The organism is Streptomyces sp. BYX5S, assembly GCF_054724165.1.
This window is the reverse complement of record NZ_CM138829.1, coordinates 7719410-7743661: the sequence shown is the minus strand read 5'-3', so window position 1 is coordinate 7743661 and position 24252 is coordinate 7719410. Positions and strand designations below refer to the sequence as shown.

Below are 24252 nucleotides of genomic sequence, written 5' to 3'. Positions count from 1 at the left end.
CCGGGCGTTTAGGCTTGGCGCATGAACGCGCAGTCCGCCGCCACCGGTCCCGAGCAGTACGTCCTCACCCTCTCCTGCCCCGACAAGCAGGGCATCGTGCACGCCGTGTCGAGCTACCTCTTCATGACCGGCTGCAACATCGAGGACAGCCAGCAGTTCGGCGACCACGACACCGGACTGTTCTTCATGCGCGTCCACTTCAGCGCGGACGCCCACGTCACCGTGGAGAAGCTGCGCGCCAGCTTCGCCGCGATCGGCGACTCCTTCCAGATGGACTGGCAGATCCACCGGGCCTCGGACCGGGTGAAGGTCGTCCTGATGGTCAGCAAGTTCGGCCACTGCCTCAACGACCTGCTCTTCCGCGCGCGGATCGGCGCGCTGCCGGTCGACATCGCGGCGGTCGTCTCCAACCACACGGACTTCGCCGAGCTGGTCGCCTCGTACGACATCCCCTTCCACCACATTCCGGTGACGAAGGAGACGAAGGCGCAGGCGGAGCGGCAGGTGCTCGATCTGGTGCGGGCGGAGGGCGTGGAGCTGGTCGTGCTCGCGCGGTACATGCAGGTGCTGTCGGACGACCTGTGCAAGCAGCTCAGCGGGCGGATCATCAACATCCACCACTCGTTCCTGCCGAGCTTCAAGGGTGCGAAGCCGTACCACCAGGCGCATGCGCGGGGTGTGAAGCTCATCGGTGCCACCGCGCACTACGTGACGGCCGACCTCGACGAGGGGCCGATCATCGAGCAGGAGGTCGAGCGGGTCGGGCACGATGTCACGCCGGATCAGCTGGTGGCGATCGGGCGGGACGTGGAGTGTCAGGCGCTGGCGCGGGCCGTCAAGTGGCACGCGGAACGCCGCATCCTCCTCAACGGCCACCGCACGGTGGTCTTCGCGTAACCCATTCAAGCCCCTGCGGCGTTTGAGCAGCGGGGTCCGGGGCAGAGCCCCGATCTTTTGAGCCCCTGCGGCGATTGAGCAGGCGGCTCCGTGGGCGACGCCGCGGGGCTCTGCCCCGGACCCCGCTCCTCAATCGCCGGAGGGGCTTGAAATGGCCGCACCGGGCTCGAAGGGAGCCGCGGGGGTGCGGGATGCGCCGCATCGGGCTTGATGTCAGACGGCGCTGGACGTCAGGCGTCAGATGCGGCTCAGGGCGGCTGTGGCCGAGAGGATGTCGCGGATGGCTTCGCGGTCGCCGACTTGGCCTGCGGCGGCCTCCTCCGGAGGCACATGCCCCGCGGCGAGACGGCAGAACTCGACGCCGTCGAGGGCCACGTGAGCCACCTCCCGGTCGGCGGAGCCCACCGCCGCGGGGGAGTCCAGCGCGATCAGCCACTCACCGCCACCCGCCCCTTCGACCTCCAGTCGGAGACTGCGTCCCGGCTGCCCGGCCGTGACCAGCTCCCGCGCCGGCCCGGCCAGACCCGCACGGCGACGCGCCGCGAGGGATCCGGGCAGGAGCCGCGCGGCGAGGTCGATCATCCGGTTGAGATGGCGCGGGGACGGCGGCTCGTACGGGTAGTCGACCGCGTCGGCGATGTCCTCGGCGTGGATCCAGCACTCGAAGGCCCGGTCGATCATCGCGTCCCGCAGCGGCAGCTCGAACGCCCCGTACGAGACGGGCAGTTGACCGGAGCCCCCGGCACCGCTCGCGTCGGAACCGGCGAAGGAGACCGTGCGGATGAGCGCGTGCGACTGCTCGCGCCACGGCGTCCGCACCGCGCGCGTGGGCGGGAAGTAGGACGCCTTCCAGTACGCCTCCGTGCGTGCGGCGGGCCCGAGCCCGACCGGCGCGGGCGTGCCGAGGGGGTCGTCCAGGCCGAGGGCCCGGCCGACGATCCCGTCGACACTGGTGAGGTGGGCGATCACGCCGGCGACCGTGGTCTTCCGGCCGACCTGCCCCGACCCCTCGTACCAGCGCAGCCGCACCGGCGCGTGCCACTCGCCGTCGCCGATGTCCTTGAGCAGCGCGTCGAGCCGGGCGGTCTCCGCGTCGTACGAGGCGGCCCAGCCGGGCACGGGGATGCGGGCGGGGCGCCGGGCGAGGCAGCCCTCCAGGACGCGGGAGCGCAGCATCGGGTCGAGGTCGAGGCTCTCCTCCGCGTGCAGCAGCCCCACCGCGTCGCGCAGCCGCAGCGCCTCCTCGGCGCAGGTGCCGCAGACGCCCAGGTGGTCCTCGACGGCGGCGGCCTCCTCGGTGGAGCAGGCGGCGAGCGCCCACGCGCCGAGCAGCGACTTGAGGACGGGGTGGTCGAGGACGAGCGGCTCGGGCGCGGGCACGTCGGGCAGCGGGCGGCCGGTGTCCTCTATGGAGGAACGGGGTGTGGGTATCCACGGCCGCTCGGCGGGGCCCTGCCCCGCACCGCCCGGAGCGGATTCCCCGCCTCCGGTGCCGTGGGGTTCCTCCTCGTGCGGATCGAACCTCTCCGGCCCGTTCGCCGCGCTCACGCCGGCCTCCCGTAACCGCGGCCGGGAGGCACGCCCGCGTCGTGCGCCGTGGACAGCAGCTGGAGGCCGAGGCGGAGCCTGCGGCGGGCCTCGTCCTCGGTGACGCCGAGGTCGGCGGCGGTCTGCCGGTAGTCGCGGCGCTGGAAGTAGGCGAGGTCGAGGGCGTCGCGCAGCGGGGCGGGCATCGACGTCACGATGTAGTCGGCGCGGGCCGCCGCGGCGGCGTGCCGCACCTTGCGCTCCAGGTCCTCGGTGGTGCCGAGGCCCGTACGCACCAGGGCCGCGGACTCGGTCTGGCGCAGGCGCTGCACCGCGTGCCGGTGCGCGAGGGTGGCGACGAAGGAGCGCAGCGGGCCCTGCTTGGGGTCGTAGGACTCCGGGTTCTCCCAGATCTGGGTGAAGACGTCGCGGGTGATCTGGTCGGCCGCGGTCTCGTCGTCGAGCACGCGGTGCGCCAGGCCGTGCACCAGCGAGGCGAACCGGTCGTAGAGCTCGCCGAGCGCGGCCGCCTCCCCGTGGGCCAGGCGCTGCTGCATCCTGCGGTCCCAGCGGGACGGGGTGTCCTTGGGCATGGGGCCCCCTCACCGACTGCCCGAACTACTTGCCTCGTACGTGAATTGCTTGAACTACGTGCCTCCTACTCGAATGTAGCCTTCGCCACCGACAACGCACTCCCCTTTGCCGCATTGAGCGCCCCCGAAGGGCGGTGGGTGATAAAGGCCATCCCGCGCATATGCCGTCGGTTCGCCCGCGCCGAGGCCGTGATCGGGCCCTGGGCGAGCCTTGATCGGTACGGGTGTGGGCCTTGATCGGGGCTTGATCGGTACTCGCGTGGGCCTTGCGCGATGTGGTTCACATGTGACCGGCCAGGGTTTAACCAGGCCATATGTGATAGGTCTGCGGGAGTGTTTCATCCCGGTGCGGCAGGGCAGCCGCGCAGAAGAAACGTAGGGACAGATTCCGGATCGTCGATATTCCCGAACGAGAGGCGTGGCGCGTGGCGCTCAAGGTGACCGAGTCAGGGCAGGGCGACTGGGCCGTCGTGTGCGTGTCCGGCGAGATGGACCTGGTGACGTCCCCGGCGCTGCGCCAGCAGGTGCACGAGGCGGTGGCGGACGGCCGCCGCAGTGTGGTCCTCGACCTCTCCGACGTGCTGTTCTGTGATTCCAGCGGTGTCGGCGTCCTGATCGCGGCCCGCCGTCTGATGCGCTCCTGCCAGGGCCGGCTGCGGCTGATCCTGCCGGCCCAGGGCGCGGTCGACGGCTCCCACGTGAACCGCGTCCTCGGCGCCCTCGGCGTCCGCCGGCTCTTCGACGTCTACCCGGACGTCGCCTCGGCGGTGGACGAGGACGCGCGGCCGATGTCGGCGTAGCCGCACACGGAGAGGCACGGGTCGTGAACCGAGCGCGCCGGGCACGGTGTTGTCCCGGATTTTCACCGACCTTGACACAATCACCGCAGTTCGGCGCCCCCGCGCGCGGGGCAGACGTACGCTCCGACACGTAGTACTCATCGACCCGAGAGGCGGCCCATGAGCATGGACGAGCGGAGGATCGCGGCCCGGTTCGCCGGCTTCGACCAGGACGGCAACGGATACATCGACCGCGAGGACTTCTACGTCGCGGCGAAGGCGCTGCTCGCCGAGTTCGGTGTCGCGGCCCGGTCCGGGCAGGGGCAGGCGTTGTTCGCCGGGGCCGAGGCGTTCTGGCAGGGCATGGCGGGGATCGCGGACGTCGACGGGGACCAGCGGGTGACCCGGGAGGAGTTCGTGACCGGGGCCGTGAAGCGGTTGCGGGACAACCCGGACCGCTTCGCCGAGATCGCGCGGCCGTTCCTGCGGGGCGCGTTCGCGGTGACCGGTGCCGGCGAGGACGGGGTGGACGTGGACACCGCGGTGCGGGTGCTCGGTGTGCTCGGGGTCGAGGCGGATGCGGCGCGGGCGGCGGCGGAGGCGTTGAGTGCGGACGGGGGTGGGCGGGTCTCGGAGGATGCGGCTGTCCGGGCGTTCGCGCGGTACTTCACCGTCCCGGAGTAGCCGCATCGGGGTTGCGCCCCCCCGTGGTTGACGCCGCGGGGCTCCGCCCCGGACCCCGCTCCTCAATCGCCGGAGGGGCTTGAGGTGGCCCCGCCGAATCGGTCGCGGAGTTTGTACTTCAGGACCTTGCGCAGGGTTTCGTTGCGCGGCAGTGCGTCCAGTAGCTCCAGTTGTTCCGGGAGTTTGAACGTGGACAGGCCCTGGGCGCGGAGGTACGCGGTGAGGGCCGGGAGGGTCAACTCCTGCGCACCCGGGCGCGGTTCGAGGACCGCGCAGACGCGTTCCCCGCGTTCCGCGTCCGGCAGGCCGATCACCGCCGCGTCCTGGACGGCCGGGTGGGCGTGCAGGAGGTCCTCGATCTCCTTCGCGGAGATGTTCTCGCCCTTGCGGATGATGACGTCCTTGGCGCGGCCGGTGAGGACCAGGTGGCCGGAGGGCAGGACGTGGCCGAGGTCGCCCGTGATCAGGAAGCCGTCCGCGTCGAAGGCCTCGGCGCTCTGGCGCGGGTCGAGGTAGCCCTGGCAGACGGCCTCGCCGCGCAGTCGTACGGCGCCGTCGACGCCGGGCGGCACCTGCTCGCCGTCGGCGTCGACGACGCGGATCTCCATGCCCTCGGGCGGGCGGCCCTCCGTCGTGGCCAGCATCTCGGCCGTGTCGTCGGGCGCGCCCATCGTGATCATCGGGACTTCGGTCATGCCGTAGCCGTGGGTGAGCTGGACGTCCATCTCGCGGACCACCGCGTGGTAGACCTCCGGCGGTTTCGGGGCGCCGCCGCCGGCCAGCAGGCGCAGGGTCGGGATCAACTTCCGCGCGGGGTCCTTGCGTTGTTCGTTCAGGAACATCGAGTAGAACGCCGTCGAGCCGCCCGCCACCGTCACCCCGTGCCGCCGGTACTCGGCCAGCGAGTCCGGCATCCCGAAGTGTTCGAGCATCGCGGCCGGGAAGCCGTACAGGAGCAGCATCACCGTGTAGTCGGGGCCCGCGATGTGCGCATACGGGAAGGCCATCGAGCCGACGTCCGAGGCGGACAGGTGCAGGGCGTGCGCGAGACAGGAGCCGCCCGCGATCAGTGAACGGTCCGTGTGCAGCACGCCCTTGGGGTCCGAGGTGGTGCCGGAGGTCCAGTAGATCCAGCGGACGTCCGTGCCCGAGGCGGGGGGCGGGGGCAGTACCGCGGGGTCGCCCTCCGGAAGGTTCTCGTACGCCTCGAAGACGCCCTTCGCGCCGAGGCGGTGGGCCATCTCCGTGTGGTCGAAGCCCCGCCACGTGCCGGGCGTCGCGAAGAACTCGGCCTTCGACTCCCGCAGCGCGAAGCCGACCTCGCGGTCCCGGTAGAACGGGATGACCGGGCTCTGGACCGCTCCGATCCTGGCCAGCGCGAACGAGAGCAGGGCGGTCTCGATGCGGGTGGGCAGCTGCCAGGCGACGACCGTGCCGGGGCGGACGCCCATGCCGTACAGGCCCGCCGCGACCCGTTCGCCGCGGTCGCGCAGTTCGCCGAAGGTCAGGGCGCGGTCGCCCTGGAGGAACACCGGTCGGTCCGGGGTGAGTTCGGCGCGGCGCTCGACCAGCTCCCAGAGCGTGCGGGAGGCGCCCAGGGCGTGTGCGGTGTCGGTCATGTCCGTGACTCCTGACCCAGCGCGGAGCTGACGGGTTGTCAGATATGACGGAGAGCGTAAGTCCGCGCTTCTTGTCGGTCCAGAGGCGCGGGGCTAGCCTTGAATCTGACGGGTCATCAGATGAAGAGATGTCAGGGGTGCTCATGACCGAACTGCCGCGCATCGTCAGCGTCGACGACCACGTGATCGAACCGGCCCATCTCTTCGAGACCTGGCTGCCCGCCAAGTACCGGGACAAGGGGCCGCAGCCGCTTACCGAGGGCATCGGCGAACTCGCCTACGTGGCGGGCAAGTACCAGATCACGATGGACCCCGAGGGCCCGCCCACCGACTGGTGGATCTACGAGGACCTCAGGTTCCCGTACAAGCGCAACATCGCCGCCGTCGGCTTCGACCGCGACGACATGACGCTCGAAGGCATCACGCGCGCGGAGATGCGGCGCGGCTGCTGGGACCCCAAGGCGCGCCTCGCGGACATGGACCTCAACCACGTCGAGGCCAGTCTCTGCTTCCCGACCTTCCCGCGCTTTTGCGGGCAGACCTTCGCCGAGGCGCACGACAAGGAGGTCGCCCTCGCCTGCGTGCGCGCCTACAACGACTGGATGGTCGAGGAGTGGTGCGGCGACAGCGGAGGACGGCTCATCCCGCTGTGCATCATCCCGCTGTGGGACGTCGAACTCGCCGTCGCCGAGATCCGGCGCAACGCCGCGCGCGGCGTGAAGGCCGTGACGTTCTCCGAGATCCCGACCCACCTGGGGCTCCCCTCGATCCACTCCGGGTACTGGGACCCGTTCTTCGCCGTGTGCCAGGAGACCGGGACCGTCGTCAACATGCACATCGGGTCCTCCTCCCAGATGCCCGCCGCCTCTCCGGACGCGCCGCCCGCCGTCCAGGCCTCGCTCAGCTTCAACAACGCGATGGCCTCGATGATGGACTTCCTGTTCAGCGGCGTCCTGGTGAAGTTCCCCGCGCTCAAGCTGGCGTACAGCGAGGGCCAGATGGGCTGGATCCCGTACGCCCTGGAGCGCGCCGACGACGTGTGGCAGGAGCACCGCGCGTGGGGCGGCGTGCGGGACCTGATCCCCGAGCCCCCGTCGACGTACTACTACCGGCAGATGTTCTGCTGCTTCTTCCGCGACAAGCACGGCGTGGCCTCGCTCGACGTCGTCGGGCGCGACAACGCGACGTTCGAGACCGACTACCCGCACGTCGACTCGACCTTCCCGAACACCAAGGAGGTCGCCCTCGACCACGTGAAGGGCCTCGACGACGAGACGGTCTACAAGCTGATGCGCGGCAACGCCATCCGCATGCTCGACCTGGACCTCGACAAGGACCGCGCGTAGGCGTCGGGCATGGACCTCACCTACACGGAAGAGGAAGAGGAGTTCCGGGCGCGGCTGCGGCAGTGGCTGGGCGGCGTGCTGCCCACGCTCGGCCCGAAGCCGTCGCCCGACGACTGGCCGGGCAGACGCACGTACGACACGGGCTGGCAGCGGCGCCTGTACGACGCCGGCTACGGGGACGTGCACTGGGACGCCTCGCCGACCAAGCGGCTCATCTTCCTGGAGGAGACGGAGAAGGCGGGCGCGCCCTACGTCGGCGCGAACTTCGTCGGCCTGCTGCATGCGGGGCCGACGATCGCCGCCGAGGGCAGCGCCGGGCAGCGGGACCGCTGGCTCGCGCCGATCCTGCGCGGCGACGAGGTCTGGTGCCAGGGGTTCAGTGAACCCGACGCCGGTTCCGACCTCGCCTCCTTGCGCACGCGCGCGTGGCGCGACGGCGAGGACTACGTGGTCAGCGGCTCGAAGATCTGGACCTCGCACGCCGAGGTCGCCGACTGGTGCGAGCTGCTGGTGCGCACCGACCCGGACGCCCCCAAGCACCGCGGCATCACCTGGCTCGCGATGCCCATGGACGCGCCGGGCATCACCGTGCGGCCCCTGCGCACGCTCGCCGGGTCCACCGAGTTCGCCGAGATGTTCCTCGACGAGGTCCGCGTCCCCGTCGGCAACCGGGTCGGCGCCGAGCACGACGGGTGGCGGGTCACCATGGTGACCCTGTCGTTCGAGCGCGGCACCGCGTTCGTCGGCGAGGTCGTCGCCTGCCGCCGCGTGCTGGGGGAACTGGCCGCCCACGCGCGCAAGAGCGGACGCTGGGACGACGCCGTGCTCCGCCGCGAACTGGCGCTGCTTTCGGCCGAGTTCGGGGCGCTGTGGCGGCTCACGCAGTGGAACGTGAGCGAGGCGCAGGCCACCGGCGGCGTGCCGGGCGTCGGCGGCTCGGTGTTCAAACTGCGGTACTCGCACGCCCGCCAGCGGCTCTACGACGCCGCCGCCGAGGTCCTCGGCGCGGGCGGCGCGCTGGACACCGGGCAGCAGTGGACGCTCGACCGGCTCTCCTCGCTGTCGTACACCATCGCCGCGGGCACCTCGCAGATCCAGCGCAACATCGTCGCCGAGCGGATCCTCGGCCTGCCCAAGGGGGCGCGGTAGGCGTGCACTTCCAACTGACCGTGGAACAAAGGGCCTTGCGCGAGGGCACGCGGGAACTGCTCGCCGGACGGTTCGGGCGGGACGCGCTGCGGGCCGCGGTCGACGCCGGCACCCCGGCCGTCGACCGGGGGCTGTGGCGGGAGCTCGGCGAGGCGGGGCTCTTCGCGCTGTGCCTGCCGGAGACGGCGGGCGGCGTCGGGCTCGGCCTGCCGGACGCCGTCGTCGTGTTCGAGGAGGTGGGGCGGGCGCTGCTGCCGGGTCCGCTGGTGGCCACCTTCCTCGCGGCCGGGGAGGTGCCGGGGGCCGCGACCGGCGAGGCCGTGGTCACCGCCCCGTACGGCGGCCTCCTGCCGTGGCGGGACGACGCGGACGTGGTGCGCGGCGACGCGGCCCGCGCGCGCCCGCTGGCCTCCGCCGACCCCCTCACCCCGCTCCACGCCCTGCCCGCACCGGCACCCGTCCCCCTCGAAGCGGCCCTGCTGTACGCCGCCGAGCAGCTCGGCTCGGCCGGACGGACGCTCGACATGGCCGTTCAACACGCCCGGGTTCGCGAGCAGTTCGGTCGGCCGATCGGGTCGTTCCAGGCCGTGAAGCACCTGTGCGCCGAGATGCTCGTACGGGTCGAGCTCGCCCGCGCCGCCGTGTACGCCGCGGCCGTCACCCGCGACCCGGTGGAGGTCGCGGCGGCCCGGCTGCTCGCCGACGAGGCCGCCGTGCGGGGCGCCCGCGACTGCCTCCAGGTGCACGGCGGCATGGGCTTCACCTGGGAGGCAGACGTCCATCTGCACCTGAAGCGGGCGTGGCTGCGGGCCGAGTTGGGCGGCGGCGCGAGGGCCGCGGAGGAGGTGCTCGCGGCCGCGCTGTGACCCCCGTGCGCGAAGGGGCCGTGCGTCCGGAAAGCGAACGCGCGGCCGTCGGAGCGGACGGCTTGAGCAAAGGTGTACGCACCGTGACCGTGCGTGGTTATCGGGTTGTGTCCTGCGCGGGGCTCGTCACGGCGCGGAGTCGGCCCCCGGCTCCGGTACCTTGTGGCAGATGCGAGTGGTGCTGAACCCGAGCGACGGCGCCGGTGTTGCCTCCGAGGCGGCTCCGGGGCTCACGATGTGCGCCGCTCGCAGCGCACGACGGGATCTCGCGCCCGTCTGTTCGACCCCTGGCAAGACGCGTCGCACAGTATGCCGCACGCGTACTCCTTCGCGCTGGAATATGCCCGAAGCGCTTGTTGGGGTGACTGTACGTCAACCATGCTGTGCGGCATGGGGTTCACGTTCCGTGATCCCTCTCACTGGACAGCACGGTAAGTGGCGCGAGGCAGTACTCCAGCGGTCCCGCCGGATTCGGATGGTGTGAGCGGTGCAGGTGCTTCAGGTTCAACTGGAGGTCGGGGCCGACCCCGCAGAGGTGGGGCGGGCCCGCAGGTGGGCGCGTTCGCGGCTCGCCGGTTCGGGCATAGGGGGCGACGAGTCCCTGGCGGAGACGCTGATCCTGATCGTCTCCGAGCTGGTCACCAACGCCGTGGTGCACACCGGTCATCCCGCCGTGCTGCGGATGGCGCTGCCCGTGGTCCAGGCGGCGTACCCCGGCACCGTGCGCGTGGAGGTCGCGGACACCAGCGAGCGGCCGCCGACGCCCCGGCACGCGGACGGCGAGGAGACCAACGGGCGGGGGCTGGAACTCGTCGACGGGCTCGCGGACCGCTGGGGCTGGCGCCGTGAGGGCGCAGGCAAGGCCATCTGGTGCGAGATCGACCAGTGCGCCGCCGCGACGGCCGGCCCGTTCCAGGGTGTGACGTTCGAAGCGGTGTGAGCGCACGGCCGGCGGCGCGGGCCCCACTCGGCGGGGTCCGCGCCGCTTCCTGTGCCGGTGCGCTCTTTCGTTCAGAGAATCGCCACCGGGGCCACCGGCGTACCCGTCGCTCCCTTGAAGGGTTCCGGCATGGCCGACAGCAGGAACGAGTAGCGCCCGACTTCTCCACAGGCTGTGGACAAGGATTCGAGATTCCAGTTCTGGCCCTGGAGCATCCCCATCTCGACCAGGTCGAGCGCGTGCACCGGCAGCCACAGGTTCTCGATCTCCGGCGGGAAGATCTCGAAGGTCAGGGTGTCGTTGGCGACGGCCGCCACGTCCCGCCCGTGGAACCACTCCGGCGTACGCACCGACAGGCCCGGTGACGGATAGCCGTACCCGTTCTTGTCGCCCGCCAGATAGACCTGCACCTGTCCCGTGCGGACGAGGACGATGTCGCCGGAGCGGACCGTGACACGGCCGAACTCGGCCGCCTCGTCGAGGTCTTCGGGGGTGACCGCGTGGTCCCCGGGCAGCCGGTCGAGGCCCTTGGCCGCCGCCACGTCGAGCAGCACGCCGCGCGAGACGATGTACGGCGCCTTGTCGATCCCCGAGAACTCGGAGCCGCCGTGCGCCGTGATGGTGTCGGCGGCGCGGCCGTTGTAGAGCCTGCCGGAGTGCGAGACGTGCGTGAGGGCGTCCCAGTGGGTGGCGGCCTGAAGGCCCATCGTCACCGCGTCGTCGCTGGTGGCGACGGTGTCCGGGCCGAAGATCTGCTGGTTGATCTGCACCATCGTGTGCAGTGGGTTGATGCGGCCGGGGATCAGGCCCGACTGCACGCCGTCCTCCTTCAGCGGCAGCGCCAGCGCGACCCGGCGGCCGGTGCGGACCTCGGCGGCGGCCTCGCGCACGACGGTGTCGGTGACGAGGTTCAGGGTGCCGATCTCGTCGGCCTCTCCCCAACGCCCCCAGTTGTTCACGCGTTTGGCGATGTCGTGGAACTCGGCGGGCAGGGGCATCGGGTCCTCCCGGGTCTTGTGTTCCGGTATCTGACGGGTCGTAGAATCCGACCGGAGCTGAAATCTAACGGGTCGTCAGAAACCGCGGGAAGGGTCGGGCATGGGGAACTTCTTGGCAGGCAAGGTCGTCGCCGTGACGGGAGCGGGCCGGGGCATCGGACGGGCGGTCGCCCTCGCGTGCGCCGCCGAGGGCGCCAAGGTCGTCGTCAACGACTACGGGGTGTCCATCGAAGGCGGCGAGCCCACGTCGGACGTGGCGCTGGGGGTCGTCAAGGAGATCGAGGCGGCGGGCGGGACGGCGGTCGCGGTCGCCGACGACGTGTCCACCATGGCCGGCGGGCAGCGCATCGTGGACACCGCCGTGAACGAGTACGGGCGGCTCGACGGGGTGGTGTGCGTCGCCGGGATCCTGCGCGAGCGGATGCTGTTCAACATGTCCGAGGACGAGTGGGACCCGGTCGTCCAGACCCACCTCAAGGGCACCTTCACCGTCTTCCGCGCCGCCTCCGCCGTCATGCGCAAGCAGAAGTCCGGGACGCTCATCGGCTTCACCAGCGGCAACCACCAGGGCTCGGTCGCGCAGGCCAACTACAGCTCCGCCAAGGGCGGCATCATCTCGCTCGTGCGCAGCGCGGCCCTCGGCCTCAACAAGTACGGCGTGACCGCGAACGCCGTCGCGCCCGTGGCCCGTACCCGGATGTCGGCGAACGTGCCGATGGAGCTGAAGGAGATCGGGGAGCCGGAGGACGTCGCCGCCTTCGTCGTCTACCTGCTCAGCGAGCGGGCCCGCGAGGAGCGGATCACCGGGCAGGTCTACACAGTCGCCGGGCCGAAGATCGCCGTGTGGGCGCAGCCGCGCGAGCTGCGCGCCGCCTACGCGGAGGGCGGCTCCTGGACACCGGAGAAGATCGCCGACTTCCTGCCGGGGACGGTCGGCACCGACCCCATGCCGCTCCTCGAACAGCTCCAGGAGATGGCGCGGGCGGCGGCCGCCAAGGAACGGCCCAACCAGTAACGGGGGTGGCTCGGCGTGGAGTTCGGCTTCGGCGAGAGCGACGAGACCTTCCGCAGCGAGGTCCGGGAGTGGCTGGAGAAACACCTGGACGAGCGGTTCACGGCCGCCGTGGGGCGCGGTGGACCGGGCAGTGAGCACGAGGGCGGGCCCGAACGGCGCGCCTGGGAACAGGAGTTGGGCACGGGCGGCTGGATCGGCCTCGGCTGGGGCCGCGACGGCTTCGGCAACCGCGTCGCCACGCTCACCCAGCAGGTCGTCTGGGCCGAGGAGTACGCGCGCGTCCGGGCGCCGGGCCGTTACGGCCACATCGGCGAGAACCTCCTCGCCCCCACCCTCCTCGCGTACGGCACCGAGGAGCAGCAGCGCCGCTTCCTGCCGCCGATCGCGCGCGGCGAGGAGCTGTGGTGCCAGGGCTACAGCGAGCCGGGCGCCGGCTCCGACCTGGCGTCGCTGCGGACGTCGGCGGCGCGCGGCCGGGACGGCCGCTGGCGGGTGACCGGGCAGAAGGTGTGGACGTCGCTCGCCCACGAGGCGGACTGGTGCTTCGTGCTCGCCCGCACCGACCCGGACGCGGGCCGCCACCGGGGCATCTCCTTCCTCCTGGTCCCCATGGACCAGCCGGACCGCATCGACGTACGCCCCATCCGGCAGCTCACCGGGACGAGCGAGTTCAACGAGGTGTTCTTCGACGGCGCGGTCGCCGAGGAGGTCGTCGGCGGCGAGGGCGCGGGCTGGAAGGTCGCCATGGGGCTGCTCGCCTTCGAGCGCGGCGTGTCGACGCTGGCCCAACAGGTCGGTTTCGTCGAGGAGTTGCGGGCCGTCGTGCGGACGGCCGTCGAGCGCGGCGCGATCGGGGACCCGCTCGTGCGCGCCGGGCTCGTACGTCTCTGGTCCGAGCTGCGTGCCATGCGGTGGAACGCGCTGCGCACCCTCGGCGGCGCTCCCGACGCGGGCGCGCCGAGCGTCGCCAAGCTGCTGTGGGGCGGCTGGCACCAGCGGCTCGGCGAGCTGGCCCTTCGGGTGCGGGGTCCGGAGGCGGCGGTCGGCCCCTCGGACTGGACCCCGGACGCGCCCTACGAACTCGACGAACAGCAGCGCCTGTTCCTCTTCAGCCGGGCCGACACGATCTACGGCGGCTCGGACGAGATCCAGCGCACCATCATCGCCGAGCGGGTGCTCGGCCTGCCCAGGGAGGGTGAGTCGTGAGGGGTGTTGTGTTCGACGGCCGGGAGGCCGTTGTCGTCGACGACTTGGACGTACGGGACCCGGGCCCGGGGGAGGTGCTCGTCGGCGTCGCCGCGGCGGGCCTGTGCCACAGCGACCTGTCGGTGATCGACGGCACCATCCCGTTCCCGCGCCCGGTGGTCCTCGGGCACGAGGGCGCGGGTGTCGTGGAGGCGGTGGGCGCGGGCGTCACCCATGTCGTGCCCGGTGACCACGTGTCGCTGTCGACGCTCGCCAACTGCGGGGCGTGCGCGGAGTGCGACCGGGGGCGGCCGACGATGTGCCGCAAGGCGATCGGGATGCCGCAGAAACCCTTCTCGCGGGGCGGCGAGGACCTCTACCAGTTCGCGTCGAACTCGGCGTTCGCCGAGCGGACCGTGGTGAAGGCCGTACAGGCGGTGAAGATCCCCGAGGAGATCCCGCTGACCTCGGCCGCGCTCATCGGCTGCGGCGTCCTCACGGGCGTGGGCGCGGTCCTGAACCGGGCGCGCGTCGACCGCGGCGACAAGGTCGTCGTCATCGGCACGGGCGGGGTGGGGCTGAACGTGCTCCAGGGCGCGCGGGTCGCGGGCGCGCTGCGGATCGTCGCGGTCGACACGAACCCCGCGAAGGAGGAGGTGGCGCGCCAGTTCGGCGCGACGGACTTCCTGACCGACGCGGGCGCGGTGCGGGAGGTGCTGCCGGACGGCGCGGACCACGTCTTCGAGTGCGTCGGCCGGGTCGAGCTGATCCGCGCCGCGATCGACCTCCTCGACCGGCACGGGCAGGCCGTCATCCTCGGCATGCCCGCGGCGAAGGCGGAGGCGACCTTCGTGCCCGCCGAGCTGTTCCTCGACAAGTCGGTGCTCGGCTGCCGCTACGGCTCCTCGCGCCCGCAGCGCGACATCAAGCTCTACGCGGACCTGTACGCGCAGGGGCGGCTGCTCCTCGACGAGCTGGTCACGCGGACGTACCCGGTGGAGGAGTTCGCGGCGGCGGTCGCGGACGCGGAGGCGGGGAAGGTGGCGCGCGGCGTGCTGACGTTCTGACGTCGCGGGGCGGTGCTTCCGGGCCCGGTGGTCGGGTTCGTCGGGTCACCTGCTGACCATCTGCGTACGGAAGTTGGTCATGTGTGAGAGATGCGGACGGCTTGTGTGGAAAGTGTGACCGAACAACGATGGGGCCCGTTCGCTCCTTCTCTCTCACTGAAGGGCTCCGACATGTCAGAAGCCCCGCCTCCCCTCTGGCTTCAGGGCCGGTCCGCGGTCATCGACGCCGCGGAGCCGGCCCACTGGCGCGAAGGGGTGCCGGACTACCACCTCTCTCACACGGTGATGCCGCGCCAGCGCACCACCGAGCACGCCCCGGGGTCCCTGGAGGCCGTCGTCGAAGGTGTGGTGCAGGTCTTCGAGATGGAGGTCTCGCACAAGCACGACCCCGCGACCTGGGTGTCCATGGTCGCGGACCGCTTCCGTACGCGGGTCAACGGCGGGCCCTGGGCGGACGCCGCCGACATCGTCGAGCGCGGCAGCTACAACATCCTGATCGGCGACAGCGTCTTCTACGGCGCCGAATCCTTCGAGACCTCGCACGAGGTGTTCCACGACGCCTTCCCCGGCGGCTTCTTCTGGGAGGTCACCGACGTGCTCTCCGGCCCGCCGGTCATCACGTTCAAGTGGCGGCACTGGGGCACGTTCGAGGGCGAGTACAACGGGTTCGCGGCGACCGGCGAGAAGATCGAGATGTTCGGCGTGAGCGTCGCCAAGGTCGACGACGCGCTGCGGCTGGTCGAGGTCGAGCACTTCTACGACCCGAACGCCTTCCTGGGGAAGCTGACGGGAGGGTGTCCGGTGGCGCGCTGAGCGGCGGCGGGGATGCGGCCGCGGGACGCCGCACCCCTTCCTATCTGACGGGGCGTCAGCTTCAATGGGTTCCATGATGGGACACGCGGGGATGGCGGCGACCGTCGTCCGGTACCTCAGGTCGGTCGGTGCTCCCACGGCGGAGCCGCCGTCCGTGGACGTGCTGCCGCGTCCGGAGCTGCGCGCGGTGGGCGACGACGAGCGGGCGCCCGTGGACGCCGCCGAATTCCGGCGCGTGCTGGGCGAGTTCGCGAGCGGCGTCACCGTGGTGACGGCGGCCGATCCGGAGACCGGCCCGGCCGGTTTCGCCTGCCAGTCCTTCGCGTCCCTCTCCCTCGACCCGCCGCTCGTGGCGTTCATGGTGGCGCGTACGTCGACGACCTGGCCGCGGATCGCGCGCGCGGGGGCCTTCTGCGTGAACGTACTGGCCGCGGACCAGGGCGCGTTGTGCCGGGGGTTCGCGGTCAGCGGCGCGGACAAGTTCGCGGGCGTCGGGTACGACGCGGCGCCCGTGTCGGGGGCGCCGCGCCTGGACGGTACGGCCGCGTGGATCGACTGCGCGATCCACGCGGTGCACACGGGCGGGGACCACCTCATCGTGGTGGGGCGGGTGACGGCGCTGGGCCTGGAGGGCGAGGGCGGCGTGGGGCCGCTGGTGTTCCACCGGGGCGCCTTCGCGGGCCTGCGGGACGACTGACGGGGCCGGTCTACGCGGCCGACGGCGCGGGGACGGCGGTGTCCGCGCGGCCGCGCCGGATGACCAGCGACATCAGCGCCGCCGCCGCGCACAGCGCACCCGAGCCGTACCAGACCACGTCGTACGACCCGAAGACGTCCCGCGCCACACCGCCCAGGAAGGCGACGACCGCGGCGCCCACCTGGTGCGAGGCGAGCACCCACCCGAACACGATGGCGCTGTCCTCGCCGTAGTGCTCGCGGCACAGCGCGATCGTCGGCGGCACGGTGGCGACCCAGTCGAGCCCGTAGAAGACGATGAAGAACAGCATCGGCGGCCGGACGTCGGGAGCCAGCAGCATCGGCAGGAAGAGCAGCGAGACGCCGCGCAGCGCGTAGTACACGGCGAGCAGCCGCCGCGCCTCGATCCGGTCGGTGAACCAGCCCGACGCGACCGTCCCGACGACGTCGAAGACACCGATGACGGCGAGCAGGGACGCGGCCGTCGTGATGGGCATGTGGTGGTCGTGCGCCGCGGGCACGAAGTGCGTCTTGACCAGGCCGTTCGTGGAGGCGCCACAGATCGCGAACGTACCGGCCAGCAGCCAGAACGGCCCGGTGCGGGCGGCCTTCGCGAGGACGGTCACGGCGCGCTTCCCGGCGCCCCGCACCGGGGCGGGCTTCGGCACGAACTCCGGTGCCCCGTAAGGCTTCGTGCCCGCGTCGGCGGGGTGGTCGCGCAGCAGCAGCCACACCAGCGGGACGACGGCGAGCGCCGACAGCGCCACGGTCACGGCGGCGGGCCGCCACCCGTGCCGGTCCACGATCCAGGACAGCAGCGGCAGGAACACCAGCTGCCCGGAGGCGCCGGCCGCGGTCAGCACGCCCGTGACGAGCCCACGCCGTGCGACGAACCACCTCTGGGTGACGGTGGCGGCGAAGGCGAGCGCCATGGACCCACTGCCGAGCCCGACCAGCACGCCCCAGTACAGCATCAGTTGCCACGCGGCCGTCATCCACACGGTGAGCAGCGACCCGGCGGCGATGACGGTCAGCGCGACCGCGACGACCTTGCGTATCCCGAAGCGGTCCATGAGGGCGGCGGCGAACGGGGCGGTGATGCCGTACAGCGCGAGATTCACGGAGACGGCGAAGCCGATGGTGCCGCGCGACCAGCCGAACCCGGTGTCGGGATCGTGCAGCGGCTCGATGAGGAGGCCGGGCAGGGAGGCGAAGGCGGCGGCGCCGACGATCGTCACGAAGGTGACGGCGGCGACGGCCCACGCGCGATGGGGTCTACGAAGTCGGCGGCTCGGTCGGCCCGCACCCTGCGGCGCCGCCTGCGTCTGCGTCTCGGTCACCCGCAAAGCCTCGGCGATCGGGCGCACCGGAACGAGTGGCCCGATTGACATTGTTCGCTAGGATCGGGCCATGACCCGCAGCGTTCGGCGTCCGGTCCCGCACCGCGCCGCGGTGCTCGCCCTCGACGGCCTCATCCCCTTCGAATTCGGCATCCCACAAAGGATCTTCGGCCGTGCCCGCAACGCGGACGGGGCGCCCCTGTACGAGGTGGTGACGTGCGCGGTCCGCGAGCCGGGGCGGGTCCAGACGGACGCCGACTACGCGATCCACGTCGAACACGGCCCGGAGGCGCTGGGGACGGCGGACACGGTGATTGTCCCGGCCTCGTACGAGATGGGCCCGGTGTACGAAGAGGGCGTGCTCACACCGGAGTTGGAGGCGGCGCTGGCACACGTACGCCCCGGTACGCGCATGGTCTCGATCTGCACCGGCAGCTACGTGCTCGCCGCGGCGGGGCTCCTCGACGGCCGGCCCGCCACCACGCACTGGGCGGACGCGGACCACTTCCAGCAGGTCTTCCCCGACATCAAGGTCGACCCCGACGTCCTGTTCATCGACGACGGCGACGTGCTGTCCTCGGCGGGCGTCGCGGCCGGCATCGACCTGTGCCTGCACCTCGTGCGCCGCGACCACGGGTCGGCGGTCGCCAACGACGTGGCACGCCGGACGGTCGTACCGCCGCACCGCGACGGCGGCCAGGCCCAGTACATCGAACGCCCGCTCCCCGAGCCGCAGTTGGCGTCCACGGCGCACGCCCGCGCATGGGCCCTCGACCACCTGGGTGAGCCCATCCAGCTCCGCGACCTGGCGGCTCGCGAATCCCTCTCGGTCCGCACCTTCACGCGCCGCTTCCGGGAGGAGGTCGGGGCGAGCCCCGTGCAGTGGCTGACGGCCCAACGGGTGGAACGCGCCCGCCACCTCCTGGAGACGACGCCCCTCTCGGTCGACGAGGTGGCCCACCGGTCCGGCTTCGGCACCCCCCAGTCGTTGCGCCAGCACTTCCACGCGACGGTGGGGGTGACGCCGACGGCGTACAGGAGAACGTTCCGGGCGGGGGAGCCGGGGCCCGCACCCGCACTGTGACGGGACATGACGGCCTGGTCGGCGCTTCCCGTCACAGTCACGTGTGTGACCGGGTCAGCGGCCTCGGAACTCGGGCTTCCTGCGCTCCACGAAGCTCGCCACGCCCTCGTTCGCGTCCCGCGTGGACATGTTCAGTTCCTGGGCTGTCGCCTCCGCCGCGAAAGCGGTGGTGCGGTTGGAGTCGAGGCTTGCGTTGACCAGGTGTTTGGTCAGGGCGAGGGCGCGGGTGGGGCCCGTCGCGAGGCGTTCTGCCCAGGCGCGGGCCGTCTTCGGCAGGTGGTCGTCTGGGACGACGCGGTTGACGAGGCCGAGGCGTTCCGCGTCGGCGGCGGTCACCGCGTCGCCGAAGAACATGAGCTCCTTGGCGCGTTGCGGGCCGATCAGGCGGGGGAGGAGGTACGCGCCGCCGCCGTCGGGGACCAGGCCGCGGCGGACGAAGACCTCGATGAAGCGGGCCGACTCGGCCGCGAGGACCAGGTCGCAGGCGAGCGCGAGGTGCGCGCCGATGCCGGCGGCCGTGCCGTTGACCGCGGCGAGGACCGGCTTCTCGCAGTCCTGGACGGCGGCGATCAGGCGCTGCGCGCCGAGCCGGATGATGCGGGCGACGTCGCCGACGACCCGTTCGCGGGTGTCCGGGCTCCCGCCTCGCAGGTCCGCTCCGGCGCAGAAGCCCTTGCCGGTCGCGGTGATGACCACGGCCCGTACGTCGGGGTCGGCGGAGGCCTCCGCGAGGAGCGCGATGACGCGTTCGCGCTGGTCCCAGGTGACGGCGTTCATGGCCTCGGGGCGGTTGAGCGTGATCCACGAGACGCCGTTGTCAGTGGCGTGCAGTACCAATGAGTCCAGGGACTTTTCCGGTTCTTCGGGGTTGGCTGGTTCTGCGGGGGAGGCATGCGTCATGGGGGAGCTCCGTTTCGGGAGTGGGGCGGCGGCGGCCGGGTCAGTGGCACACGGCGAGGGCGTCGAGGGCGACCGCGCCCTGGCCGCGCGGCAGCACCATCAGCGGGTTGATGTCGAGTTCGGCGAGTTCGTCGCCGAGTTCGAGCGCCATGCGCTGGACCCGCAGGACCACTTCGACCAGCGCGTCGATGTCGGCAGGGGGCGCCCCCCTGACCCCGTCGAGGAGGGGCCGCCCCCGCAGCTGGTCGAGGACCGCCCGCGCCTGGCTCTCGCCGAAGGGCGGCACGGCGACGGCGGTGTCGCGCAGGACTTCGACGAGTACGCCGCCGAGGCCGACGGTGACGGTGGGGCCGAACAGGTCGTCGTGGGTGACGCCGACGACCATCTCGACGCCCCGCTCGACCATCTGGCAGACGAGCACGCCGTCGAGGTCGATGCCCTCGTAGCGCGCGATGTCGGTGAGGTCGCGGTAGGCGTCCCGGACCTGGCTGGCGGAGGTCAGGCCGACCTTGACCAGGCCGAGTTCGGACTTGTGGGCGAGCTGGGGAGCGGATGCCTTCATGACGACCGGGTAGCCGACGAGGGAGGCGGCCCGTACCGCCGCCGCGGCGCTCGTCACCAGTTGCTCGCGTGGCACCCGGATCCCGTACGCCCGCAGCAGCTGCTTCGCCGCGTGCTCGCTCAGCTGGTGGCCGGGGCGCATCAGGGCCTGCGCCTTGCGGAAGGACGGCGAGGGCGTGCGCGGCGCCTCGTCGAAGGGGGAGACGTACGAGGCCGTGAAGCGGTGGTGGTCGAGGTAGGCGCGGACCGCGGTGATGCAGTTGGCGAAGGTGCGGAAGGTGGCCACCCGGGAGGAGCCGAGCAGGGTTTTCCGGTAGGCGTCCTCCGTGCCCACCGGCGAGCCCCACACCACGCACACCAGCTTGTCCGTCTGCTCGGCCGCGTCCACCAGGTCCTGGGCCAGCTTGTCGCTCATGGGCGGGAACGGGCCGGTGATCGGGCAGATGAGGACGCCCACGGACGGGTCGGCGAGGATCGCGTCGATGATCTTCCGGCCGCGCCAGTCGCCGACCGGGTGACCGCCGTTGTCGACCGGGTTCGCCACGCTCAGGTAGTCGGGTATCCACTGGTGGAGTTCGGTCTGCTTCTCCTCGCGGAGGGTGGGCAGTTGGAGGCCCGCTTCCGTTGCCAGGTCCGAGAAGTGGGCGCCCGTTCCGCCGGAGATCGAGTAGACGACGACGCCGTCCGCCTGCGGCTTCTTGGCGCGGGCCAGGAGGGCGGCGGTGTCCTGGAGTTCGTCGAGTCCGTCGACGCGGATGACGCCGAACTGCCGCATCGCCGCGTCCACGACGGTGTCGGCGCCGGTGAGCTTGCCGGTGTGCGAGGCGGCGGTGCGGGCGCCGGTCTCGGTGCGGCCGACCTTCACGGCGACGACCGGCACGCCCTCGCGCGCGGCCCGGTCGGCGGCGAGCAGGAAGGAGCGGCCGTCCTTGAGGCCCTCCACATAGCAGGCGATGGCGCCGACCTCGGGCCGCTGCGCGAAGTAGGAGATGAAGTCGGCGGTCTCCAGGTCGGCCTCGTTGCCGGTCGGCGCCCAGTGGGAGAGCCGGATGCCGAGTTCCTGGAGCGCGAAGACGGGGCGGCCCTGGTGGCCGGACTGGGTGATCAGCGCGATGGCGGGACCTTCGAGGTCGTCGCGGAAGCGCTCGAAGGCGTTGAGGTTGGTGTTCGGCCCGAGCAGCCGCATCCCGGAGCGCTCCACGGCGGTGGACAGCCGGGTCTGCGCGGCGGCGCCCTCGTCGCCGGTCTCGGCGAAGCCGGAGGCGAACGCGACGGCGAACTTCACCTTCGTGTCGGCCAGTTGCTCGATCACGGGCAGCGGATCGGCGACGAGCAGCACGGCCAGGTCGACCTGCTCGGGCAGGTCGGTGACGGAAGGGGAGCAGGGGAGGCCGAAGACGGTCGCGCGGGTGGGGTGCACCGGATACAGGCGCGCGCCGACCCGCTCCGCCCAGCCCATGAGCTGCCGGGTGATGCCGGTGTTGGGCCGCCCCTCGGCGTCGGACGCGCCGACGACGGCGACGGACTCGGGCCGGAAGAACCGGTCCAGGTCCGGTGTGTCGGCGCCCAGCGGACGCCCGCTGACGTCCGTGTCGTCGGAGCCGGCCCGCCCGTGCACGGCGGGTCCGGGCTGCTCACCGCAGGCGATCACGCGGGCCCGGCGGGAGTCGGTGGTCAGGGTGCCGTACGTCGATCCAAGCATCGGTCCGCCCGCTCCTGTGTGTCAGCGACATCTCTTGCCTGTGCTGTGCCTTGAAGTCCCCCCAGAAATAACTGACGCATAGTCAGATTACTGAACTGACACTGTGTCAGGAACAGGGCTGCAGGCAAATGATGGGGCGAATGTGCCGACGGGCGGGTCGGTGGGTGGGGCGATGGGCGGATCGGCGGGCGGATCGGCGGGCCGCCGACTGGAGAGTCGACGGGAGGGGTGGCGGGTCAGGCGGGCAGTTGGGTGGCCACCGCCTTGCCTATGCGTCCGGCGTCGCGGGCGATCTCGCGGAGCATGCCGCTGATGGGGTTGGTGTAGCCGGTGAAGTGCAGGCCGGGGGAGGAGGAGGGGTGCCGGGAGTGCGGGAGCGGGCGGCCGGTGGCGGGGTCGAGGACGCCCAGGTGTCCCACGAGGTCCTCAAGTCCTTGCCGGTAGCCGGTGGCGGCGATCACGGTGTCCGGGGTGATCCGGGTGCCGTCCGCGAGGACCACCGCGTCCGCGTCGAAGGATTCGACGGCGGCGACGGGCTCGACCTTCCCGGTGCGCACGGCGTCGATGAAGCCGACGTCCTGCACCGGGATGGCGCCCTCGCGCACCCGCGAGTAGAGGCCGGTGTCGGGGCGCGGCAGGCCCTGCGCCGAGAGGTCCGGCACGCTCAGCTTGCCGAGCGGCACGGCGAGCCGGTCGACGAAGCGGACCGGCAGCCGTCGGCAGAGGATGCCGGTGCGCTGGGCGGGCCAGCCGAGCGTGGAGCGGCGCACGATGTGCGGGGCGGTGCGCACGGCGACGCGGACCCGCGCGGCGCCGCCCTCGACGAGGTCGACCGCGATCTCGGTGCCGGTGTTGCCGGTGCCGACGACGAGGACGTCCTGGCCGGTGAAGGGGGCCGGATTGCGGTACTCCCCGGCGTGCAGCAGCGTGCCGGTGTACGCGGAGGCGCCGGGCCAGTCGGGCAGGCGCGGGGTGTGGTTGTAGCCGGTGGCGACGACCACGGCGGCGGAGGTCAGTTCGCGTCCGCCGGTGGCCCGCAGCAGCCAGCCCGAGCCGTCCGGCGCCCGGTCGACGCGGGTGACCTCGACGCCCGTGACCACTTCCAGGTCGTGGTGCTCGACGTACTTCTCCAGGTAGCGGACCACGTCGTCGCGGGCGACCCAGCGGCCGAAGCGGCGCGGCATCGGCAGTCCGGGCAGTCCGGACAGGCGGCGCGTGGTGTGCAGGTGGAGACGGTCGTAGTGCCCGCGCCAGGAGGCGCCGACGCGGTCGGACTTCTCCAGAACGACGGCCCGGACGCCGTGCGCCCTGAGCCCGACCGCCGTGGCGAGCCCGGCGGGCCCGCCCCCGATGACGTACACGGGTGGGCGTTCATGGCTGCGTTCCGGTGTGAGGGGGGAGTCGGCCATGTGCGGAGCGTAATCCGGCGCGGGATTGAAGGGGCCCGGTCAAGGCGGAAACCGGTTGCGAATTGATCACGAGCCGCGGTGGACGCCGCCCCGTGCGGGGGCCTTGCGGAGGCGGCGCCCGATGCGCTGAACTGACGTACCGTCAGAAACAGATGGAGGAGCCGGACTTCATGGAGCCGATATGGAAGCGATAGGGCTCAGCGGTGCCGAGTGGCTCGCCGTGCTGCGCATCGGGCTCGGCCTGTGGTGGCTGGAGAGCTGGCGGCACAAGGACAAGAAGGGCTGGTTCGAGCGCGGCACCGGCATCGCGTGGGCCGCGGACGTGGCGGGCAAGCACAAGTGGAACGCGGTGCGCAGCGGCTTCGACGTCGTCGTGAAACCGCGGCCGAGGACGATGGCGTACGTCGTCGTGTACGCCGAACTCGCCCTGGGCGTCGGCCTGATCCTCGGGTTCCTGACGCCGGTCGCGCTGGTCGGCGGGCTGCTGCTCAACGTCCTCTACTTCACGCTCATGATCCACGACTGGGCGGAGCAGGGCCAGAACGCGATGATGGGCCTGATCTCGCTCGTCGCGCTGTTCGCCATGTCCTGGCAGACCTGGTCCCTCGACCACGCGCTCGGACTGTTCTCGTGACGGCGGCGGACGTACGGTTCGACGTTCCCGAGCCCGACGCGTTCACCCGCCCGTACTGGGACGCGGCCGGGGAGGGCCGGTTGCTGCTCAGGCACTGCGGGGACTGCGGGCGCTGCCACCACTATCCGCGCGAGTTCTGCCCGTTCTGCTGGAGCGAGGCCGGGCGGTGGCGGGACGCGAGCGGCCGGGCCACGCTCTACACGTGGTCCGTCGTGCACCGCAACGACCTGCCGCCCTTCGGCGGCCGCACCCCGTACGTCGCCGCCGTCGTCGACCTCGCCGAGGGGCCGCGGATGATGACGGAGGTCGTGGCGTGCGCGGAGGGGGACCTGCGGGTGGGGATGGACCTGGTCGTCGACTTCCGGGAGGGCGGGGAGAGCGGGGAGGGCTTCGCGATACCGGTGTTCCGGCCCGCGACTCCCGCGTAATCCCGTGGCCGGGCCGGGGC

The 24252-nt window shown here is 72.0% G+C and carries 23 protein-coding genes; 15 read left to right on the top strand and 8 right to left on the bottom strand.

What is annotated here, in order from left to right; genetic code table 11:
• Nucleotides 1-21 precede the first annotated feature (21 nt).
• Complete coding sequence (purU, locus tag ACYBSK_RS34940; protein WP_460244492.1) at nt 22-897, top strand: formyltetrahydrofolate deformylase; 876 nt, start codon at nt 22-24, stop codon at nt 895-897.
• A gap of 237 nt (nt 898-1134) precedes the next feature.
• On the opposite strand, the gene ACYBSK_RS34935 is transcribed toward purU, so the two are convergent.
• Together ACYBSK_RS34935 and ACYBSK_RS34930 are read right to left on the bottom strand one after the other, a co-directional pair.
• Entirely contained in the window at nt 1135-2445 is a 1311-nt protein-coding gene (locus ACYBSK_RS34935; protein ID WP_460244491.1) for a maleylpyruvate isomerase N-terminal domain-containing protein, read from the bottom strand.
• Nucleotides 2442-3017 carry a sigma-70 family RNA polymerase sigma factor gene (locus tag ACYBSK_RS34930; RefSeq protein ID WP_457481251.1) on the bottom strand — a complete coding sequence of 192 codons (576 nt, stop codon included), beginning with the start codon at nt 3015-3017 and terminating at the stop codon, nt 2442-2444. The genes ACYBSK_RS34935 and ACYBSK_RS34930 overlap by 4 nt, the downstream gene beginning before the upstream one ends.
• Before the next feature lie 425 nt (nt 3018-3442).
• On the opposite strand from ACYBSK_RS34930, the gene ACYBSK_RS34925 reads away from it, so the two are divergent.
• Both ACYBSK_RS34925 and ACYBSK_RS34920 read left to right on the top strand, forming a co-directional pair.
• Nucleotides 3443-3817, top strand: coding sequence for an STAS domain-containing protein (locus ACYBSK_RS34925; RefSeq protein WP_457481250.1), 375 nt, complete (start codon nt 3443-3445; stop codon nt 3815-3817).
• Between the two features lie 165 nt (nt 3818-3982).
• Nucleotides 3983-4480 (top strand): EF-hand domain-containing protein, encoded by a 498-nt coding sequence (locus tag ACYBSK_RS34920; protein ID WP_460247155.1) that lies wholly within the window; start codon nt 3983-3985, stop codon nt 4478-4480.
• A gap of 62 nt (nt 4481-4542) precedes the next feature.
• On the opposite strand, the gene ACYBSK_RS34915 is transcribed toward ACYBSK_RS34920, so the two are convergent.
• Nucleotides 4543-6099, bottom strand: coding sequence for a class I adenylate-forming enzyme family protein (locus ACYBSK_RS34915; RefSeq protein WP_460244490.1), 1557 nt, complete (start codon nt 6097-6099; stop codon nt 4543-4545).
• A gap of 143 nt (nt 6100-6242) precedes the next feature.
• Here ACYBSK_RS34915 and ACYBSK_RS34910 point away from each other — a divergent pair, with 143 nt between their 5' ends.
• The 4 genes from ACYBSK_RS34910 to ACYBSK_RS34895 all read left to right on the top strand — a co-directional run bounded on the left by ACYBSK_RS34910 (nt 6243) and on the right by ACYBSK_RS34895 (nt 10400).
• A complete protein-coding gene (locus tag ACYBSK_RS34910) occupies nt 6243-7445 on the top strand; it encodes an amidohydrolase family protein (RefSeq protein ID WP_457481248.1) in 1203 nt (400 codons plus the stop codon).
• Nucleotides 7446-7454: 9 nt separating this feature from the next.
• Nucleotides 7455-8594: an acyl-CoA dehydrogenase family protein gene (locus tag ACYBSK_RS34905; protein WP_460244488.1), complete on the top strand. Its 1140-nt coding sequence runs from the start codon at nt 7455-7457 to the stop codon at nt 8592-8594.
• Nucleotides 8595-8596: 2 nt separating this feature from the next.
• Nucleotides 8597-9460, top strand: coding sequence for an acyl-CoA dehydrogenase family protein (locus ACYBSK_RS34900; RefSeq protein WP_460244487.1), 864 nt, complete (start codon nt 8597-8599; stop codon nt 9458-9460).
• A gap of 487 nt (nt 9461-9947) precedes the next feature.
• Nucleotides 9948-10400, top strand: a complete 453-nt coding sequence (locus tag ACYBSK_RS34895) for an ATP-binding protein (protein ID WP_457481245.1) — start codon at nt 9948-9950, stop codon at nt 10398-10400.
• A 71-nt stretch (nt 10401-10471) separates the two neighbouring features.
• On the opposite strand, the gene ACYBSK_RS34890 is transcribed toward ACYBSK_RS34895, so the two are convergent.
• Nucleotides 10472-11398: a cyclase family protein gene (locus ACYBSK_RS34890; protein WP_457481244.1), complete on the bottom strand. Its 927-nt coding sequence runs from the start codon at nt 11396-11398 to the stop codon at nt 10472-10474.
• Nucleotides 11399-11498: 100 nt separating this feature from the next.
• On the opposite strand from ACYBSK_RS34890, the gene ACYBSK_RS34885 reads away from it, so the two are divergent.
• The 5 genes from ACYBSK_RS34885 (at nt 11499) to ACYBSK_RS34865 (ending at nt 16175) form a co-directional block, all read left to right on the top strand.
• Nucleotides 11499-12413 (top strand): SDR family NAD(P)-dependent oxidoreductase, encoded by a 915-nt coding sequence (locus ACYBSK_RS34885; RefSeq protein WP_460244486.1) that lies wholly within the window; start codon nt 11499-11501, stop codon nt 12411-12413.
• 15 nt (nt 12414-12428) lie between these two features.
• On the top strand, nt 12429-13619 hold the full coding sequence (locus ACYBSK_RS34880) for an acyl-CoA dehydrogenase family protein (protein WP_460244485.1): 1191 nt from the start codon (nt 12429-12431) through the stop codon (nt 13617-13619).
• Nucleotides 13616-14665: an alcohol dehydrogenase catalytic domain-containing protein gene (locus tag ACYBSK_RS34875; protein WP_460244484.1), complete on the top strand. Its 1050-nt coding sequence runs from the start codon at nt 13616-13618 to the stop codon at nt 14663-14665. The genes ACYBSK_RS34880 and ACYBSK_RS34875 overlap by 4 nt, the downstream gene beginning before the upstream one ends.
• A gap of 171 nt (nt 14666-14836) precedes the next feature.
• Nucleotides 14837-15478: an ester cyclase gene (locus ACYBSK_RS34870; RefSeq protein ID WP_457481240.1), complete on the top strand. Its 642-nt coding sequence runs from the start codon at nt 14837-14839 to the stop codon at nt 15476-15478.
• Between the two features lie 64 nt (nt 15479-15542).
• A complete protein-coding gene (locus tag ACYBSK_RS34865) occupies nt 15543-16175 on the top strand; it encodes a flavin reductase family protein (RefSeq protein ID WP_457481239.1) in 633 nt (210 codons plus the stop codon).
• 10 nt (nt 16176-16185) lie between these two features.
• Here ACYBSK_RS34865 and ACYBSK_RS34860 read toward each other — a convergent pair whose 3' ends face one another.
• Nucleotides 16186-17514, bottom strand: coding sequence for an MFS transporter (locus ACYBSK_RS34860; RefSeq protein WP_460244483.1), 1329 nt, complete (start codon nt 17512-17514; stop codon nt 16186-16188).
• 70 nt (nt 17515-17584) lie between these two features.
• Here ACYBSK_RS34860 and ACYBSK_RS34855 point away from each other — a divergent pair, with 70 nt between their 5' ends.
• Entirely contained in the window at nt 17585-18598 is a 1014-nt protein-coding gene (locus tag ACYBSK_RS34855; protein WP_460244482.1) for a GlxA family transcriptional regulator, read from the top strand.
• 54 nt (nt 18599-18652) lie between these two features.
• On the opposite strand, the gene ACYBSK_RS34850 is transcribed toward ACYBSK_RS34855, so the two are convergent.
• From ACYBSK_RS34850 to ACYBSK_RS34840, 3 genes are all read right to left on the bottom strand, one after another.
• Complete coding sequence (locus ACYBSK_RS34850) at nt 18653-19498, bottom strand: enoyl-CoA hydratase/isomerase family protein (protein WP_460244481.1); 846 nt, start codon at nt 19496-19498, stop codon at nt 18653-18655.
• A gap of 40 nt (nt 19499-19538) precedes the next feature.
• A complete protein-coding gene (locus ACYBSK_RS34845) occupies nt 19539-21761 on the bottom strand; it encodes an acetate--CoA ligase family protein (protein ID WP_457481235.1) in 2223 nt (740 codons plus the stop codon).
• A 236-nt stretch (nt 21762-21997) separates the two neighbouring features.
• The gene (locus ACYBSK_RS34840) at nt 21998-23170 is read right to left on the bottom strand and encodes a flavin-containing monooxygenase (RefSeq protein ID WP_460244480.1); all 1173 of its coding nucleotides are present in this window, start codon (nt 23168-23170) and stop codon (nt 21998-22000) included.
• A gap of 181 nt (nt 23171-23351) precedes the next feature.
• Between ACYBSK_RS34840 and ACYBSK_RS34835 the strand changes: the two genes are divergently transcribed.
• Nucleotides 23352-23804: a DoxX family protein gene (locus tag ACYBSK_RS34835; protein ID WP_457481233.1), complete on the top strand. Its 453-nt coding sequence runs from the start codon at nt 23352-23354 to the stop codon at nt 23802-23804.
• Nucleotides 23801-24232, top strand: coding sequence for a Zn-ribbon domain-containing OB-fold protein (locus ACYBSK_RS34830; RefSeq protein ID WP_460244479.1), 432 nt, complete (start codon nt 23801-23803; stop codon nt 24230-24232). The genes ACYBSK_RS34835 and ACYBSK_RS34830 overlap by 4 nt, the downstream gene beginning before the upstream one ends.
• Nucleotides 24233-24252: the final 20 nt, after the last annotated feature.